General features: G+C 61.4%; 21 protein-coding genes. 1 reads left to right on the top strand and 20 read right to left on the bottom strand.

Translation table 11 applies throughout. The features are described from left to right. Positions 1–126 precede the first annotated feature (126 nt). Positions 127–1,338, bottom strand: coding sequence for an amidase family protein (locus ABGM93_RS01865; RefSeq protein WP_321502958.1), 1,212 nt, complete (start codon positions 1,336–1,338; stop codon positions 127–129). Between the two features lie 163 nt (positions 1,339–1,501). Further along, entirely contained in the window at positions 1,502–2,467 is a 966-nt protein-coding gene (locus ABGM93_RS01860) for an EamA family transporter (protein ID WP_321502956.1), read from the bottom strand. A 202-nt stretch (positions 2,468–2,669) separates the two neighbouring features. On the opposite strand from ABGM93_RS01860, the gene yghU reads away from it, so the two are divergent. After that, positions 2,670–3,551: a glutathione-dependent disulfide-bond oxidoreductase gene (gene yghU, locus ABGM93_RS01855; protein ID WP_321502953.1), complete on the top strand. Its 882-nt coding sequence runs from the start codon at positions 2,670–2,672 to the stop codon at positions 3,549–3,551. 221 nt (positions 3,552–3,772) lie between these two features. On the opposite strand, the gene ABGM93_RS01850 is transcribed toward yghU, so the two are convergent. From ABGM93_RS01850 to rpsQ, 18 genes are all read right to left on the bottom strand, one after another. Beyond that, positions 3,773–5,965, bottom strand: coding sequence for a methyl-accepting chemotaxis protein (locus ABGM93_RS01850; protein ID WP_321502951.1), 2,193 nt, complete (start codon positions 5,963–5,965; stop codon positions 3,773–3,775). Positions 5,966–6,314: 349 nt separating this feature from the next. Then, a complete protein-coding gene (gene rplQ, locus ABGM93_RS01845; protein ID WP_321502948.1) occupies positions 6,315–6,746 on the bottom strand; it encodes a 50S ribosomal protein L17 in 432 nt (143 codons plus the stop codon). A 75-nt stretch (positions 6,747–6,821) separates the two neighbouring features. Then, entirely contained in the window at positions 6,822–7,844 is a 1,023-nt protein-coding gene (locus tag ABGM93_RS01840) for a DNA-directed RNA polymerase subunit alpha (protein ID WP_321502945.1), read from the bottom strand. Positions 7,845–7,966: 122 nt separating this feature from the next. Next, entirely contained in the window at positions 7,967–8,356 is a 390-nt protein-coding gene (gene rpsK, locus ABGM93_RS01835) for a 30S ribosomal protein S11 (RefSeq protein ID WP_319773178.1), read from the bottom strand. A gap of 153 nt (positions 8,357–8,509) precedes the next feature. Further along, positions 8,510–8,878, bottom strand: a complete 369-nt coding sequence (rpsM, locus tag ABGM93_RS01830; RefSeq protein ID WP_319773177.1) for a 30S ribosomal protein S13 — start codon at positions 8,876–8,878, stop codon at positions 8,510–8,512. A 208-nt stretch (positions 8,879–9,086) separates the two neighbouring features. Beyond that, entirely contained in the window at positions 9,087–9,668 is a 582-nt protein-coding gene (locus ABGM93_RS01825; protein WP_321502937.1) for an adenylate kinase, read from the bottom strand. Next, on the bottom strand, positions 9,665–10,996 hold the full coding sequence (secY, locus tag ABGM93_RS01820; RefSeq protein ID WP_321502934.1) for a preprotein translocase subunit SecY: 1,332 nt from the start codon (positions 10,994–10,996) through the stop codon (positions 9,665–9,667). The genes ABGM93_RS01825 and secY overlap by 4 nt, the downstream gene beginning before the upstream one ends. A 363-nt stretch (positions 10,997–11,359) precedes the next feature. Next, complete coding sequence (rplO, locus tag ABGM93_RS01815; RefSeq protein WP_321502930.1) at positions 11,360–11,842, bottom strand: 50S ribosomal protein L15; 483 nt, start codon at positions 11,840–11,842, stop codon at positions 11,360–11,362. Positions 11,843–11,864: 22 nt separating this feature from the next. Further along, on the bottom strand, positions 11,865–12,059 hold the full coding sequence (rpmD, locus tag ABGM93_RS01810) for a 50S ribosomal protein L30 (protein ID WP_319773173.1): 195 nt from the start codon (positions 12,057–12,059) through the stop codon (positions 11,865–11,867). 41 nt (positions 12,060–12,100) lie between these two features. Next, positions 12,101–12,673 (bottom strand): 30S ribosomal protein S5, encoded by a 573-nt coding sequence (gene rpsE, locus ABGM93_RS01805; RefSeq protein ID WP_321502927.1) that lies wholly within the window; start codon positions 12,671–12,673, stop codon positions 12,101–12,103. A 37-nt stretch (positions 12,674–12,710) separates the two neighbouring features. Then, on the bottom strand, positions 12,711–13,073 hold the full coding sequence (gene rplR, locus ABGM93_RS01800; RefSeq protein WP_319773171.1) for a 50S ribosomal protein L18: 363 nt from the start codon (positions 13,071–13,073) through the stop codon (positions 12,711–12,713). A 12-nt stretch (positions 13,074–13,085) separates the two neighbouring features. After that, positions 13,086–13,619, bottom strand: coding sequence for a 50S ribosomal protein L6 (gene rplF / locus ABGM93_RS01795; protein ID WP_321502925.1), 534 nt, complete (start codon positions 13,617–13,619; stop codon positions 13,086–13,088). Between the two features lie 67 nt (positions 13,620–13,686). Further along, on the bottom strand, positions 13,687–14,085 hold the full coding sequence (gene rpsH, locus ABGM93_RS01790; protein ID WP_319773169.1) for a 30S ribosomal protein S8: 399 nt from the start codon (positions 14,083–14,085) through the stop codon (positions 13,687–13,689). A gap of 10 nt (positions 14,086–14,095) precedes the next feature. Next, positions 14,096–14,401: a 30S ribosomal protein S14 gene (gene rpsN / locus ABGM93_RS01785; RefSeq protein WP_321502922.1), complete on the bottom strand. Its 306-nt coding sequence runs from the start codon at positions 14,399–14,401 to the stop codon at positions 14,096–14,098. 30 nt (positions 14,402–14,431) lie between these two features. Further along, positions 14,432–14,989, bottom strand: coding sequence for a 50S ribosomal protein L5 (gene rplE, locus ABGM93_RS01780; protein ID WP_319773167.1), 558 nt, complete (start codon positions 14,987–14,989; stop codon positions 14,432–14,434). Next, on the bottom strand, positions 14,982–15,299 hold the full coding sequence (rplX, locus tag ABGM93_RS01775; protein ID WP_321502919.1) for a 50S ribosomal protein L24: 318 nt from the start codon (positions 15,297–15,299) through the stop codon (positions 14,982–14,984). The genes rplE and rplX overlap by 8 nt, the downstream gene beginning before the upstream one ends. Next, the gene (gene rplN, locus ABGM93_RS01770; protein WP_319773165.1) at positions 15,299–15,667 is read right to left on the bottom strand and encodes a 50S ribosomal protein L14; all 369 of its coding nucleotides are present in this window, start codon (positions 15,665–15,667) and stop codon (positions 15,299–15,301) included. The genes rplX and rplN overlap by 1 nt, the downstream gene beginning before the upstream one ends. Positions 15,668–15,733: 66 nt before the next feature. Beyond that, entirely contained in the window at positions 15,734–15,985 is a 252-nt protein-coding gene (rpsQ, locus tag ABGM93_RS01765; RefSeq protein ID WP_321502918.1) for a 30S ribosomal protein S17, read from the bottom strand. Between the last annotated feature and the right edge of the window lie 3 nt (positions 15,986–15,988).

The raw sequence follows: 15,988 nt of genomic DNA, 5'->3' as shown, positions 1-15,988 counted from the left end.
GAGTCACGGTATGGCAGAGAGCGATCATGAAGGAAATTTAAGGTTGCAGCCCCCGCCCTCGGGATGCGCAGACCCCGTTTCCCTCACCGCCAACATCCATCCAGACCGCATGAACCCCGTTGAAAATCAGGCCTTCAGCATCTCGTTGACCGCCCTCAGCAAGAACTCGTCCTGATAATGCGCCGCGGCGAAGGAAAGCCCAACGGGGCAGCCATCAACCGTCAACAGGGGGGCGGAAATCTCCGGCAAACGGCCCACACCCGAAAACGCGGTCATGATCATTGTCCGGTCGTAGAAGTCCGCCACCGCCTCCAGAGTGTTCAAAGACCCTTTCAACGGCGCGATCACGGGCGCGGTGGGAAAACACACCACCGTTCCCTCAGGCAGACCGGCATTGATCTTCTCGAAAAGCCGCTCGCACCGGGTCAGGCTCTCAAGCGCGGCGATCCGGTCGAATTGCTTCACATTGCCGTAAGCCATCGAAAAGGTGAAACCGAGTTCGGGGTGCGCGGTCTCAATCCAGTTTCCCAGAATGCTCTGGAATTCGGCGGTCTGAAGATCGCGCAATGCCTCAAAGTTGCAGTAGCTCAGGGGCAGATCTTCGCCAATGAGCTGCGCAAAGCGAACAGGCTCCGGCACGAGGCCGCAATTTTCGGTGACCTTCTCCAGAGCAGCCTGCGCCTGATCCGCCACCTCCGCGTCCGCCACCTCAAGCATATCGGTGAGCAGCAGCAGCCGTTTGACAGACGCAACAGGCTTTGTCCCACTGCGCAGCAGCACCCGCGCTGCCGCGTCAAGAACACCGAACTCGGCACTCAGGATCCCGACCGTACTCACCCCCGGCATGAAAGGGAGCACACCCGCTTCCGAAATCCGGTGCAAGGACGGACGCATGCCCCAGATACCGCACAGGCTGGCCGGCACCCGTATCGAGCCGCCCGAATCCGTGCCGATGGAAAAATCGGCCAGACCGTTCGCCACGGAAGCCGCGGAACCACTGGAAGATCCACCGGGAACTCTCTCCGGCGCCTTTGCATTGCGCGGCGTGCCGAAAAACGGGTTCTCGCCATCGAGGCTGTAGGTGAACTCGTCGGCGACCGCCTTGCCCACACAGCGCGCCCCTGCAGCGAGAAGCTGATCGACGCAAAGCGCATTATGCACCGGCGCCGTATGGGCATCTCTCCAGGACGGGCTGCCATAGGAGGTCCGATATCCCGCCAGATCGATATTGTCTTTGACCGTGAACGTCAGACCGTCGAGCGGTCCGGTTCCCAAGGGAGACAGGTCCAGCCGCTCAATGAGCGAGCCAGAAGGATCGAGATGAGTATCGTCGGGCATGGAAAGGATCTTTTTGTGGAGGAGGGCAAACGCACCGCAGGAGTATGATCCCGCAGCCATGTGCCGTGGAGAGGCTATCAGCTTTGCAAAGGCGCAGATCGCTTTCAAGCCGAGCGTCACCTGAAGGGGCGTTTACAGGCGTGACAATCGCCGCACCAACCACTCAAGACAGCCGGCCTCTCCCCCGCCGCCTGGGCAGTGGGGCCGTCGTCCAAATAAGACAGGCAACGATCAGCGCAACGCCTGTCCATCCCGAAATCGGCAGCCGTTCCCCCACGATCACCACCGCCAGAAGCGCCGCCACGACCGGTTCAAACAGCGTGATCGTCGTGGCGAGGCTTGCTGAGATACGCGAAAGCGCCTGACCGAAAGCGATATAGCCCAGAAACATCGGCACCAGCGCCATATAGGCCCCGACCGCCAGATTGCCCGCGCTCATGAGAAACGGCGCGCCGGTGGCGAAAAGCACCGGCATCAGTAGCACCCCGCCAATGCCGAAGGTCGCCCCCATCGCGATGCGCGAGGAAAGACCCGCCTGCATCATCCCGCGCGTGGTCCACGAATAAAGCGCATAGGTGCCGCCCGCCACGAGCCCCAGAACCGTTCCCATAACCACGTTGTCACCCGAAGCGACGCCGGCATGCGCGCCCTCGCCGAGGCTCAGCAGGATGATGCCCGTCACGCCGATGGCCGCCCCCGAGGTCCAGCGCAATGTCAGCCGCGCGCCGTCAAGCCGGTTCTCGATCAACGCGGAGAGAAGCGGTGCGGAGCCGAGAGAGATCACCGTGCCGATGGTGACGCCCGCAAGCCGCATGGAGGCATAGAAGGCCAGCGGATAGATCGCGACTGCAAGCGCCCCGCTTATCAGGAGCCCCCGGTGGCGCCAAAGCGCGCCACGATTGGTCCGGATGCCGGAGAGCGCGCGAGAGGCCTGCAGGAGACCTCCAAAGCCCATTGCGGCAGCGCCAATCGCGACCGCGGGCACATCTGGGGCGAAAGTCGCCGCCGTTCCGGTCGTCCCCCAGGCGATGGCCGCCAGAAGGCACATGAACACGCCCAGGAGATCGACGCTCCCTGCCGAAGCGGCCTTTGCCGCCGATCTGCCCCCACCTGATGTCGTACCGCTCATTGCTCCCCCGCTTGGTCACAAGGGTCTAGTGGCCTGGCGCAAGCTGTCAACACAAGCTTCAATTTGGCGAATGACATCGCGCTCGCAACACAGTGACCGCGCTCCCCCCTTGCCATTCCGGGCATCGACTGCATGTTTACCGGGAATGTTGGCCGACAAGGGCCACGGACAGTTTCATCAAGAATGAGCGGAGACCCACGCAATGACCGATTCCAAACCCTACACGCCACCCGAGGTCTGGACCTGGGAAGCACCGAGCGGGGGGAAATTCGCGTCCATCAACAGGCCGATTGCGGGCCCGACCCACGACAAGGAACTGCCTATCGGCAAGCACCCCTTGCAGCTCTATTCCCTGGCCACCCCGAACGGCCAGAAGGTCACCATCCTGCTGGAAGAACTGCTCGCGGCAGGCCACACGGGCGCGGAATACGATGCCTGGTTCATCAATATCGGCGATGGCGACCAGTTCGGCTCGGGCTTTGTCGATGTGAACCCGAATTCCAAGATCCCGGCACTCATGGACAGAAGCGGCGCGGAACCGATCCGTGTTTTTGAATCCGGTTCCATCCTTCTCTATCTGGCGGAGAAATTCGGGGCCTTCGTGCCGACAGATGACCCGGCAAAGCGGGCCGAATGCCTCAACTGGCTCTTCTGGCAGATGGGCAGCGCGCCCTATCTCGGCGGTGGCTTCGGACATTTCTATGCCTATGCCCCGGAGAAGTTCGAATACCCGATCAACCGCTTCACGATGGAGACCAAGCGCCAGCTCGATGTTCTGGACCGCCAGTTGGCCGACCATCCGTTCATCGCGGGCGATGACTACACCATCGCCGATATCGCGATCTTCCCCTGGTATGGCGGCCTGGTGAAGGGCTGGCTTTACGATGATTCCGCCCGCTTCCTCGATGCGGCCAGCTACACGAATGTCCTGCGCTGGGCCGACAAGATCCTTGAGCGTCCCGCCGTCCAGCGCGGCCGCATGGTCAACCGCGCGTCGGGTGACCCCGCCAAGCAATTGCGCGAGCGCCACGATGCCTCCGATTTCGAGACCCGTACGCAGGACAAGCTGGAAGCCGCGCAGTAATCTCGCGACCGGCTCAATGACAAGAAGGTGGGCCAGCGCGCTCTTCGCCAAGGGATGATCTGAAGCTGGAACGATTGCCCTTGCTGGCCGGACATATCGTGCGCAACCGTTCGCGGATGTCTGGAAGCAGAGATCCCGCGTCCCCTTTCCCGCAGAAGAAAAAAGGGCGGCGTCATCCGACGCCGCCCCCGTCTTTCTCAGATCAGAGTGTTCCTTGAAGATCAGGCCGCGCGGATCTGTTTCAGGAAGTCCCGCACCTGCTGATCGAGCGTGCTGGCTTGTTCCGTCAGATGCCCGGCAGCACCCACAACCTGCTCCGCAGCCGACCCCGTATGCTGAGACGAGAGGCGGACCTCTTCGATGTCACGCGACATCGAGGCCGTGCCGTCGGCTGCGCGTTGGGTGTTGTCCACGATGCCCTGCGTCGCCGTGCTCTGTTCTTCCACCGCAGAGGCCACGGAGCCGACCGATTCCGAGATCTCGCCAATCGTGGTGCGGATTTCGGAAATCGCCTCGACGGCATCTTTGGTCGCAGAGCGGATTGCGTCGATCTGCTGGCCAATCTCGCCCGTCGCCTTCGCGGTTTGCCCGGCCAGTTCCTTCACTTCCGAAGCAACGACCGCAAAGCCCTTGCCCGCCTCCCCGGCGCGCGCGGCCTCGATGGTCGCGTTGAGCGCCAGAAGGTTCGTCTGGTCGGCAATGTCGGAGATGAGCCGGATCACCTCGCCAATACGATCGGCGGCCTCCGCCAGAGAGCGCACCGTCTCGTCCGTGGTCGAGGCCCGCTCGTTCGCCATATGGGCAATCGAGGAGGACCGCGTGATCAGCGAGGAGATTTCCTGGATCGACTTGAACAGTTCATCGGACGACCCGGCAATGGTCTGCACTTCCTCGCGCGCGGCTTCCGAAGCCTTGGAAACGCTCTCCGAACGCTCGCCGGTCGACCCGGCAATCTGCGCCATGCTTTCCGCCGACTGCCGCAACTCGTTGGAAGCGGCATAGACACGCTGGACGACCTCTCCCACCGACGCCTCAAAGTCCGCGGCAAGCGCGGCGACGAACTCCGCGCGCTGCTTGGCCCGCGTTTCCTGTTCCGCCGCATCCTCGGCCGCCTTGCGCTCCTGCTCGTGCACCGCGTTTTCCTGGATCTGCAACACCGCACGACCGATCTGGCCGATCTCATCCCGCCGCTTGGCGGCCTTGATCTCCGTATCGAGTTCGCCTCCGGCGATCTTGCGCAGCGCGGCCACCAGGTTCGTCAGGGCGCGGGTGATCGAGTAGGAGTAAAGCGTGCCCAGGATCGTGACCACCACCAGCACGATAAGCGTGCCGTAGATCATGGAGTTGCGCATTTCCACCACGGGCGCCAACGTTTCCTCTGTGGTGCGTTCGGCGACCACACTCCAGTTCGCATCCATGAAGCGCAGCGGCACCGCGGCCACATAGACCCCATCCCCATTCGGCTTCTGGGCCATGCCGAAGCCTTCCTGTCCATTGGCAGCTCCGGCGATGACCGGGTCTATCTCGGTCTCCTTGAGAGCCGTCGCCTCGGCGGAAAGCGGCTTGTCCGACCGCACCTTTCCATCCGCCCCGACGAGGAATGACTGACCGGTACGCCCGAGCGATTCGCGGCTGGCCAGAACGCTGTTGAGCAAGTTCACCCCGACCCGAATGACCATGACGCCGCGCATCGCGGTCGAATTGTAGTCACTCAGATAGACCGGCTGCGCAATGAACATGGATGGCATCCTGCCAACCGGCGCATAGTTGGAAAAGTCGACAAATGCCTGCTCGCCGTTATCCAGCTTCTTGGCTGCCTCAAACGCCTTTTCAAGACCCGTGTCTGCCAGGACCGGTCCCCCAACGGTTTCCAGGAAGTCGGCAGACTTCGTCACCGAGTAGACGACCCGGCCATCCATGTTCAGCACATAGATGTCACCATAACCCGCCTGCTTCCACGAAGTCAGGAAGGTTCCGTGGACGCCGGTGTGGCGCCATGAATACATGGTCTTGTTCTGATCACCGGTCAGCTCGGCACGCTCGTCAGGGCTTTCTGACGACTGATAATACGCTTCGAGTTCGGCGCGATCCTGTTCGATGGTGATCAACGCCTGGTTCATTTCGTTGAGAACGATCGCGGCATTCGCGCTGTTCACCAGGTTGTTTAGATCGGAACGCGCGCCAGCAAGCTTGATGGAGAGCGCATCCGACCGCGCAACCGCGAGAATGCGCAACTCGCTTTCCGCCGAACTCACCAGCCCATCGCGGCCGTTCAAATAGCCAAGCACCCCCACGGTGATGCACGAAACCAGAGCCAGGCCGCTCACGAAAAGCGGCAAACGCGTCGACAAACGCGACACAAAGCCAAACCTGAAACCCGCGGACTTTCCCGCAGTCTCCTCACCCTCAGCCATCAAAGCCCCCAGCTGTATGTATAAAAACGACGTAACCGTTGGGGGAGATGCTCACATGCACTTCCTAAAAAATACCTAAGCTATACTACCGTTGCGGCGCTATATTTGACTTCGCAGACAATACCTTGTGTTCCCGCTGCGGACCTGTCCGCACAACTGGCGCCAGCGCCAGACCTGAACGTCCCTATTTCCCATTTCCGCTACGCAGCCTGTGCCCCGAAACGAAAAAAGCGGCCCCGAAGGACCGCTTTTCCCAAGATTCGCACACCTGCAAACAGGTGCCGCAGCGCCTTTTCCCGGCACCGACCCGATGGTCGGCGCGAGAGCCGACGCCCCGCAAGATCGTGGCTTACGCAGCCACTTCCTCACCGGCGGCCTCTTCGGCCTCAGCGCGGGCACGGTCTTCCGAACCCTTTGCAGCCGGATCGCGATCGACCAGTTCGATCACGGCCATCGGTGCATTGTCGCCATAGCGGAAACCCGCCTTGAGCACGCGGGTGTAACCGCCGTTGCGCTCCTTGTAGCGCTCGCCGAGCGTATCGAACAGCTTGGCCACCGTCGCCACGTCGCGGATCTGCGAAATGGCCTGACGACGGGCATGCAGGTCGCCGCGCTTGCCGAGGGTGACGAGCTTGTCCACGATGGGCTTCAGCTCCTTGGCCTTGGGCAGGGTGGTGACGATCTGCTCGTGCTTGATCAGCGAGGCTGCCATGTTGGCGAACATCGCCTTGCGGTGGCTCGCGGTACGGTTGAGCTTGCGACCGGACTTACCGTGGCGCATGGCCCTCTCCTTCTTAACTTCCTTGGCGGCCTGAAACCGCCGCGCGATAAAGGTTCTGGAAGCGCTACGCGCGCATCAATAGTGATGCTCTTCGTAGCGCTTGGCGAGTTCTTCGATGTTCTCCGGCGGCCAATTGGGAACTTCCATACCGAGATGGAGGCCCATCTGAGCCAGCACTTCCTTGATCTCGTTCAGCGACTTGCGGCCGAAGTTCGGCGTGCGGAGCATTTCCGCTTCGGTCTTCTGAATGAGGTCACCGATATAAACGATGTTGTCGTTCTTCAGGCAGTTGGCAGAACGCACCGAAAGTTCGAGCTCGTCGACCTTCTTGAGCAGCGCCGGGTTGAACGCCAGCTCCGGCACGGCCTCTTCGGTCACCACCTTCTCCGGCTCTTCGAATGTCACGAAGATGGAGAGCTGGTCTTGAAGGATGCGCGCCGCGAAAGCCACCGCATCTTCCGGCTTGATCGAACCGTCTGTCTCGACCGTCAGGGTCACCTTGTCATAGTCCAGAACCTGGCCCTCACGGGTGTTCTCGACCTTGTAGGAAACCTTGCGCACCGGAGAATAGAGGCTGTCGACGGCGATGAGGCCGATCGGAGCATCTTCCGGACGGTTGCGGTCGGCTGCGACATAGCCCTTGCCCGTATCGACGGTGAACTCCATGCGGATTTCGGTCCCCTCGTCGAGCGTGCAAAGCGGATGCTCGGGGTTGAGGATCTCGATATCACCCACGGTCTGGATGTCACCGGCGGTAACGGTGCCCGGCCCCTGCTTGCGCAGGACCATGCGCTTCGGTCCCTCGCCCTGCATCTTCAGGGCGATTTCCTTGATGTTGAGGACGATATCAGTCACGTCCTCACGCACGCCCGGGATGGACGAGAACTCGTGCAGCACACCGTCGATCTGCACTGCGGTCACGGCGGCGCCCTGCAGAGAGGACAGCAGCACGCGGCGCAGGGCATTGCCCAGCGTCAGGCCGAAACCGCGTTCCAGCGGCTCCGCAACGACCGTTGCCACGCGGCGCGGATCGTTACCCGGCTTGATGTCGAGCTTCGTCGGCTTGATCAGCTCTTGCCAGTTCTTCTGAATAGTCACGTTTATATCCCTTCGGCTTTCCCGCCGGCTCACGAGGTCCGGCTATACCTGGCCTGAAAGAGAGGAATCGGACGGCAAGGGAACATCGACCCCCTCACCTGGCGAATGGTAGCGATCCGCTGCTAGACGCGGCGACGCTTCGGCGGACGGCAGCCATTGTGCGGGATCGGAGTCACGTCGCGGATGGACGTGATGGTGAACCCGGCGGCCTGCAGCGCGCGCAGAGCGGACTCACGCCCCGAACCGGGACCGCGAACCTCGACCTCAAGGGTGCGCATGCCGTGTTCCTGCGCCTTCTTGGCGGCATCTTCGGCAGCCATCTGTGCGGCGTAGGGAGTGGACTTACGCGAGCCCTTGAAACCCATCATGCCGGCCGACGACCAGGAAATCGCATTTCCCTGCGCATCGGTGATCGTGATGAGCGTGTTGTTGAACGTGGAATTCACATGCGCAACACCAGAAGTGATGTTCTTGCGCTCACGGCGGCGTACGCGGCCGGGTTCTTTCGCCATTTAGTTACCTTTCAAACGATCTCGTCGCCGCCGTTTTCCCAGCGGCTACACCGGATGCCGGAAAAGCCGTGCCCCATCGGAACACGGCCTTTACGGCGCAGTTTGCAGATCTTGTCCTCATCCCAGAGGGATGAAGGAACCGATCAAACCGGCTTACTTCTTCTTGCCGGCAATCGGCTTTGCCGGACCCTTGCGGGTACGGGCATTCGTGTGGGTGCGCTGACCGCGCACCGGCAGGCCACGGCGATGACGCAGGCCGCGGTAGCAACCCAGGTCCATCAGCCGCTTGATGTTCATCGCAGTCTCGCGACGCAGATCGCCTTCGACCAGGAAATCGCGGTCGATGGTTTCACGGATCTGGATCACTTCGGCATCAGACAGCTCGTTGACGCGGCGTTCGGGCGCGATATTCACCTTTTCGATGATATCCTTCGCCTTGGCAGCGCCGATGCCGTGAATGTACTGCAGCGCGATGACAACGCGCTTGTTCGTCGGGATGTTGACGCCAGCAATACGGGCCACGCTCGTTTCTCCTTTTTGGCCAACGCCTCTTTGTGCGGGGCCTATCGTCAGTCGGTCTGTGTCGATCGGTCGATCGCGCGTCGCGGACACGACAGATCGAACCGGTTTTCTTCAAACCGGCGCCGACCGCATGATTGTCGCGATTTGCGCCGGGTATTACTGGATTTGGACGCGCGACGCAACCGTCACGTGACCGTTATATTAAACTTCAGGCTGTCGCGGCTTCACCGAGAAGCGCATCGATCTGACCAGCAACGTCATCGATGGACTTCATGCCATCGACAGAACGCAGCATGCCGCGCTTTTCGTAGAAGCTCACAAGCGGCGCCGTCTGCGCGTGGTAGACTTCCATGCGCTTGCGCAGGGTCTCCACATTGTCGTCGGCACGAGCCCCGCCCGTCTCGCGAGCCCGGGTCTCGATTCGGCTGACGAGAATCTCGTCATCGACCCGAAGCTCGATCACCGCCGTCAGGGCTGTGCCCTGCTTCGCCAGCATGTCTTCGAGAGCCTCCGCCTGCGCGATCGTGCGCGGGAAGCCGTCGAGGATGTAGCCGTTGGCGCAATCGGGTTCCGCCGTACGATCCTCGATGATCTTCACGATGATGTCGTCGGAGACGAGATCGCCGCGATCCATCACTTCCTTGGCCTGCAATCCGATCGGCGTACCCGCGGCCACCGCCGCGCGCAGCATGTCGCCGGTGGAAAGCTGCACAATGCCGTGCTTCTTGACCAGCCGTTCGGCCTGGGTGCCTTTTCCGGCACCCGGCGGACCTAAGAGGATGAGTTTCATCGGCGCTTACCCCTGAGCTTCGATTTCTTGACCAGGCCCTCGTACTGGTGCGCCAGCAGATGACCCTGAACTTGCGAGACCGTATCCATCGTAACGCTGACAACAATCAGCAGAGACGTACCACCGAAATAGAACGGAACGCCGGTCGCGGAAATTAGAAATTCGGGCAAGAGGCAGACCAGAACAAGATAGATCGCTCCAAGCACGGTGATGCGCGTCAGAACGTAATCAATGTACTGGGCGGTTCGTTCGCCCGGACGGATGCCCGGAATGAACCCGCCATGCTTCTTCAGATTGTCCGCGGTATCAGCCGGATTGAACATGATCGCGGTGTAGAAGAAGGCGAAGAAAATGATCATCGCGGCATAGAGGACCATGTAGAGCGGCTGCCCGTGACCGAGAATCGCGGTCATGGTCGTCAGCCACTCCGGGCCTGTGCCGGAGGCGAAATTGGCTACCGTGGCCGGCACCAGAAGGAGCGACGACGCGAAGATCGGCGGAATGACGCCCGCTGTGTTCAGCTTCAGCGGCAGGAACGAGGTGTTGCCCTCGAACATGCGGTTGCCCTGCTGACGCTTCGGGTACTGGATCAGCAGCCGACGCTGCGCACGCTCCACGAACACGATCACGCCGATCACCACGACGGCGACCACGACGATGCCGAGAATGATGATGCTCGACAGCGCGCCCTGACGACCAAGTTCCAGAGTACTGGCAATGCTGGTCGGCAGACCGGCGACAATACCGGAAAAGATGATCAGCGAGATGCCGTTGCCGATGCCGCGCGAAGTGATCTGCTCACCCAGCCACATCAGGAACATGGTGCCGCCGACAAGGGTGACGACCGAGGTCAACCGGAAGAACATTCCCGGATCCAGAACCACGTTCGACGATCCCTCCAGACCGACAGCAATGCCATAAGCCTGCGCGGTCGCCAGAATCACCGTGATGTACCGGGTCCATTGGTTGATGACCTTGCGCCCCTGCTCGCCTTCCTTCTTCAGCTGCTCAAGGCTCGGCACGACCGTGGTCATGAGCTGAATGATAATGGAGGCGGAGATGTAGGGCATGATGCCCAGCGCGAAGATCGCCATACGGCCGACGGCGCCACCGGCGAACATGTTGAACATGCCGATGATGCCGCTCTGCTGCTGGCTGAAGAGCTGAGCCAGCGCTTCCGGGTTGATGCCCGGCATCGGGATATGTGTCCCAAGCCGATAGACAAGCAGCGCACCTAGTGTGAACCAGATACGCTTCTTCAGTTCCGTAGCCTTCGAGAAGGCGGAAAAATTGATGTTAGACGCGAGTTGTTCAGCCGCAGACGCCATGCCGCACTCCGGTCGAGCCCTTGATGCCGGACCGGCCACCGCCTTCGGGCCGCGTAACGCGGCGCGGCGAACCATCCGATCGTTATCCGAAACCATCCTCGCGTCCCGGCCGAATCGGCCCGACAGCCACGCGGATGGCTCAGCAAAATGTCTCAGGCGAACGCCTGGCGCTACCGATACCTTCGGCAAACGCGCCGTTTTCACCCGTTAGGCGCATCCCCGGCGCTCGACAGCTTGCCGGTTTTTGCGACCTCGAAGCGGCAAAATGGAACCATTTCGCCACAAAAGGCAAGTCCGGCCCACCGGGCCGGACCATGTTTCTTGCCGTCAGGCCGTCAAAGGACGGACAAACCGTTCAAGGCCTCAGGCCTCTTCGGCCGCCGTCTTCTTGACGATGACGTTGACCTTGCCGCCGGCCTTCTCGACCGCCTCGATCGCGGAACGCGAAGCGCCCGCAACCTCGAAGGTCACGCCGGCCTTCAGCTCGCCGTCGGCCAGAAGACGGACACCGTCCTTGACGCGGCGCAGCACACCGGCAGCCTTCAGGGCTTCAGCCGTCACTGTTGCCTTGGCGTCGAGCTTGCCCGCGTCGATCGCGGTCTGCACCCGGCCCAGGCTGACGATGTTGAAGTCCTTGGCGAAGATGTTCGTGAAGCCGCGCTTCGGCAGGCGACGATGCAGCGGCATCTGACCGCCCTCGAAGCCCTTGATAGCCACGCCGGAGCGAGACTTCTGGCCCTTGACGCCGCGTCCGCCCGTCTTGCCCTTGCCCGAGCCGATACCACGGCCGACGCGGGTGCGAGACGGGTTTGCACCCGGATTGTCGCGCAGATCGTTGAGTTTCATTTTCTAATCTCCCTGCGCCCGTTTACGCGTCTTCAACGACGCGCACAAGGTGCTGGACCTTCCGGATCATGCCGCGCACTGCGGGCGTATCCTCAAGGGTGCTCCGACGGTGCATCTTGTTGAGGCCGAGACCGACCAGCGTCGCACGCTGATCAACCGGACGCCGGATGGGGCTGCCGATCTGCTCGACCGTAATGGTCTTTTCGCTTTTCGCCATGGGAAAAACCCTTGTTCAACTGGGGGCGCCGTTAGACGGCATCAACCCTCGGCGCCGGCTGCGCCGGCATCATCGAGATCACGACGGCGAGCCTGAAGGGTCGACACCTTCATGCCGCGGCGTGCTGCCACGGAACGGGGGCTGTCTTCCTGCTTCAGTGCATCGAACGTCGCACGAACCATGTTGTACGGGTTGGACGAGCCAAGCGACTTCGCAACGACGTCCTGCACACCGAGCGTCTCGAAGACGGCGCGCATCGGGCCGCCCGCGATGATACCGGTGCCCGGAGGTGCTGCACGAAGCAGAACCTTGCCCGCGCCGTGACGGCCAGCCACATCGTGATGCAGCGTGCGGCCTTCGCGAAGCGGCACCCGGACGAGGCCACGCTTTGCAGCTTCGGTTGCCTTGCGAATTGCTTCCGGCACTTCACGTGCCTTGCCGTGACCGAAGCCCACCCGGCCCTTCTGGTCGCCGACGACGACGAGAGCGGCAAAGCCGAAACGACGGCCGCCCTTCACCACCTTTGCGACGCGGTTGATGTGGACCAGCTTATCAACGAATTCGCTGTCGCGCTCTTCGCCGCGGTCCCGATCCCGGTTGTCCTGTCTAGCCATAATTCAGTTCCGTGTCTGCGCGCCTGAAAAGCGCCGCTCAGAATTCAAGACCGCCTTCGCGAGCGGCGTCGGCGAGCGCCTTGACGCGCCCGTGATAAATGTAGCCACCGCGGTCAAAAACGACCTGCTTGATGCCGGCCTTCACGGCGCGCTCGGCAATCAGCTTGCCGACGGCGCTGGCGGCAGAAGTATCCGCACCGGTCTTCAGACCTTCGCGCAGATCCTTGTCCAGCGTCGAAGCGGCGGCCACGGTGTGACCGTTCGCGTCGTCGATGATCTGGGCATAGATGTTCTTCGAAGAACGGAAGACGGACAGACGCGGACGTCCGTTCGCCACCGCCTTGATCGAACGGCGCACGCGATCGCGGCGACGGTCGAAAGTATTCTTGGTCTTCGCCATGGCAGCGCCCCGTTACTTCTTCTTGCCTTCTTTGCGAACGATGAATTCGTCCGCATAGCGCACACCCTTGCCCTTATAGGGCTCCGGCGGCCGATATTCGCGAATCTCGGCCGCGACCTGGCCGACCTTCTGCTTCTCGATGCCCGAAATCACGATTTCAGTCGGCTTCGGACAGGCCACCGTGATCCCCTCGGGGATCTCGTAGACCACGTCGTGCGAGAAACCAAGCGCGAGCTGCAGGTTCTTGCCCTGCATCTGAGCGCGGTAACCGACGCCGGTGATTTCCAGCTTCTTCTCAAAGCCCTCGGAGACACCCTTGACGATGTTCTGAACCATCGTGCGGGACATGCCCCACATCGCGCGCGCCTGCTTGCTGTCTTCGCGCGGATCAACCTTGATGCCGTCGTCCGTCATCTCAGCGACGACGAACTCATTGAGGACAAAATCGAGTTGACCCTTCGGGCCTTTCACTTCGACCCGTTGTCCGTCAATCGTTGCGGTCACACCGTTCGGCACGGGGACAGCCTTTTTGCCAATACGAGACATGTAACTTACCTGTCCGGTTTTAATTCGCTCCCCACGAGGGGAAGCACTGTGGGAAACCCTGCGCGCCTTAGAAGACGCGGCAGAGCACCTCACCGCCAACGTTCTCGTCCCGTGCCTGATGATCGCTCATCACGCCCTTCGGCGTGGAGAGGATCGAAACGCCAAGGCCGTTGTTGACGCGCGGGATATTTCTGACCGACGAGTACACCCGACGGCCCGGCTTGGAGATACGCGAAATCTCGCGGATCACGGGTTCGCCGTCGTAGTACTTGAGTTCGATCTCGAACTCCGACTTTCCGCCGTCGAATTCCACCTTGCTGTAGCCGCGGATATACCCTTCCGCTTCCAGCACATCAAGCACGCCGGCACGCAAACGCGAGGCCGGGGTGCTGACTTTGGTCTTGCGCCGCATCTGCGCATTACGGATGCGGGTCAGCATATCCCCCAAGGGATCGGTGATCGCCATTGGGCTCTCCTTACCAGCTCGACTTGACCAGGCCCGGGATACGTCCCTGGGAGCCCAGTTCGCGCAGTGCGATACGCGACATCTTCAGTTTCCGGTACACACCGCGCGGACGCCCGGTAACTTCGCAACGGTTGCGAAGCCGCACCTTGGCGGAGTTGCGGGGCAGCTCAGCCAGCTTCAGTCGAGCGGCGAACCGCTCTTCCAGCGGCAGCGACTCGTCCTTGGCAATTGCCTTGAGCCGTGCACGCTTGCCGGCGAATTTCTTCACCAGCTTCGCCCGCCGATTGTTCTTCTCGATCGCGCTCTTTTTGGCCATCGTCTCTTATGTCCTCGTCCGATCGGTCAACTACTGGCGGAACGGGAAGTTGAAGGCACGCAGCAGTTCGCGCGCTTCATCATCCGTCTTCGCCGTGGTGCACACGACCACATCCATGCCCCAGATCTGATCAACTTCATCGTAGTTGATTTCCGGGAAAACGATGTGCTCCTTGATGCCCATCGCGTAGTTGCCGCGCCCGTCGAAGCTCTTCGGGCTGAGGCCGCGGAAGTCACGAACGCGCGGAAGCGCGACGGTGACCAGGCGATCCAGGAATTCGTACATCTGGGCGCGACGAAGGGTGACCTTCGCACCGAGCGGCATGCCCTCACGAACCTTGAAGGTCGCGATGGACTTGCGCGCATGGGTGACCACGGGCTTCTGACCGGCGATCTTCGCCAGGTCGTTAGCAGCGATCTGCGCCTTCTTGCTGTCGGCGACCGCTTCACCAACACCCATGTTGATCACGATCTTTTCGATCGACGGGATCATCATCGGGTTCGTGTAGCTGAACTGCTCCTGCAGCTTCGGCCGAACGACTTCCAGATAGTGCTTTTTGAGCCGGGGCTCGTACTTGGTGTCAGCCATCGATCAGGTCTCCCGAACGCTTGGCAATCCGGACCTTGCGGCCGTCATCCGTGGTCTTGAACCCGACCCGCGTCGCCTTGCCGTCCTTCGGATCGGCGATCGCCACGTTCGAAACGTGAATCGGCAGTTCCTTCGAAAGGATGCCGCCCTCGGACTGCGCCGTCTGGCGCGTGTGGCGACGCACGACGTTCACACCGCGCACAACGACGCGATTGTCGGTCGGCAGGACGGAGATCACTTCACCGGTCTTGCCCTTGTCGCGGCCGGTGAGAACGATGACCTTATCGCCCTTCTTGATCTTCGCGGCCATTAGAGCACCTCCGGTGCAAGCGAAATGATCTTCATATGGTTCTTGCCACGCAGCTCGCGCGGGACCGGGCCGAAGATACGTGTCCCGACCGGCTCCTTGTTGTTGTTGATCAACACAGCTGCATTACGGTCGAAGCGAATGACGGACCCGTCGGCGCGGCGAATGTCCTTCGCCGTGCGCACGACAACCGCCTTCATGACGTCGCCTTTTTTCACCTTCCCCCGGGGGATGGCTTCCTTGACGGATACGACGATAATGTCGCCGACGCCGGCATATTTGCGCTTCGAGCCGCCAAGCACCTTGATGCACATAACGCGACGCGCGCCGGAATTATCCGCCACGTCCAGGTTTGTTTGCATCTGAATCATGACTGGCCGCCTTGTTCTTCTATCGGCCCCTCAACCAAAAGGGGTCCGGATGCATGATTGGTCGTATCAGTTCGCGGAAGCATCTGTCGTCCCCTGGACGACTTCCCACCGCTTGTTCTTCGAGATCGGAGCGCATTCCTGGATCAGGATGGTGTCGCCGATCTTGCAGCTATTCGCTTCGTCGTGCGCCTGGTACTTCTTGGACCGGCGCACGGTCTTCTTCAGCAACGGATGGGTGAAGCGACGCTCCACTTTCACCACGACCGTCTTGTCGTTCTTGTCGCTGACGACGATGCCCTGGAGGACTCGCTTCGGCATCTT

Source organism: Breoghania sp., from assembly GCF_963674635.1.
GTDB lineage: Bacteria > Pseudomonadota > Alphaproteobacteria > Rhizobiales > Stappiaceae > Breoghania.
Note: the sequence above shows the minus strand (reverse complement) of the source record. Positions and strands in the feature narration are given on the sequence as shown.

What these genes read in the sequence shown, in the direction of transcription:
- ABGM93_RS01865 (WP_321502958.1), bottom strand. Translation starts at nt 1,338, where the DNA reads ATGCCCGACGATACTCATCTCGATCCTTCTGGCTCGCTCATTGAGCGG.
- ABGM93_RS01860 (WP_321502956.1), bottom strand. Translation starts at nt 2,467, where the DNA reads ATGAGCGGTACGACATCAGGTGGGGGCAGATCGGCGGCAAAGGCCGCT.
- yghU (WP_321502953.1), top strand. Translation starts at nt 2,670, where the DNA reads ATGACCGATTCCAAACCCTACACGCCACCCGAGGTCTGGACCTGGGAA.
- ABGM93_RS01850 (WP_321502951.1), bottom strand. Translation starts at nt 5,965, where the DNA reads ATGGCTGAGGGTGAGGAGACTGCGGGAAAGTCCGCGGGTTTCAGGTTT.
- rplQ (WP_321502948.1), bottom strand. Translation starts at nt 6,746, where the DNA reads ATGCGCCACGGTAAGTCCGGTCGCAAGCTCAACCGTACCGCGAGCCAC.
- rpsK (WP_319773178.1), bottom strand. Translation starts at nt 8,356, where the DNA reads ATGGCGAAAGAACCCGGCCGCGTACGCCGCCGTGAGCGCAAGAACATC.
- ABGM93_RS01825 (WP_321502937.1), bottom strand. Translation starts at nt 9,668, where the DNA reads ATGAAACTCATCCTCTTAGGTCCGCCGGGTGCCGGAAAAGGCACCCAG.
- secY (WP_321502934.1), bottom strand. Translation starts at nt 10,996, where the DNA reads ATGGCGTCTGCGGCTGAACAACTCGCGTCTAACATCAATTTTTCCGCC.
- rplO (WP_321502930.1), bottom strand. Translation starts at nt 11,842, where the DNA reads ATGAAACTCAACGATCTGCGCGACAATCCGGGTGCAAACCCGTCTCGC.
- rpmD (WP_319773173.1), bottom strand. Translation starts at nt 12,059, where the DNA reads ATGGCGAAAAGCGAAAAGACCATTACGGTCGAGCAGATCGGCAGCCCC.
- rpsE (WP_321502927.1), bottom strand. Translation starts at nt 12,673, where the DNA reads ATGGCTAGACAGGACAACCGGGATCGGGACCGCGGCGAAGAGCGCGAC.
- rplR (WP_319773171.1), bottom strand. Translation starts at nt 13,073, where the DNA reads ATGGCGAAGACCAAGAATACTTTCGACCGTCGCCGCGATCGCGTGCGC.
- rplF (WP_321502925.1), bottom strand. Translation starts at nt 13,619, where the DNA reads ATGTCTCGTATTGGCAAAAAGGCTGTCCCCGTGCCGAACGGTGTGACC.
- rpsH (WP_319773169.1), bottom strand. Translation starts at nt 14,085, where the DNA reads ATGGCGATCACCGATCCCTTGGGGGATATGCTGACCCGCATCCGTAAT.
- rpsN (WP_321502922.1), bottom strand. Translation starts at nt 14,401, where the DNA reads ATGGCCAAAAAGAGCGCGATCGAGAAGAACAATCGGCGGGCGAAGCTG.
- rplE (WP_319773167.1), bottom strand. Translation starts at nt 14,989, where the DNA reads ATGGCTGACACCAAGTACGAGCCCCGGCTCAAAAAGCACTATCTGGAA.
- rplX (WP_321502919.1), bottom strand. Translation starts at nt 15,299, where the DNA reads ATGGCCGCGAAGATCAAGAAGGGCGATAAGGTCATCGTTCTCACCGGC.
- rplN (WP_319773165.1), bottom strand. Translation starts at nt 15,667, where the DNA reads ATGATTCAGATGCAAACAAACCTGGACGTGGCGGATAATTCCGGCGCG.
- rpsQ (WP_321502918.1), bottom strand. Translation starts at nt 15,985, where the DNA reads ATGCCGAAGCGAGTCCTCCAGGGCATCGTCGTCAGCGACAAGAACGAC.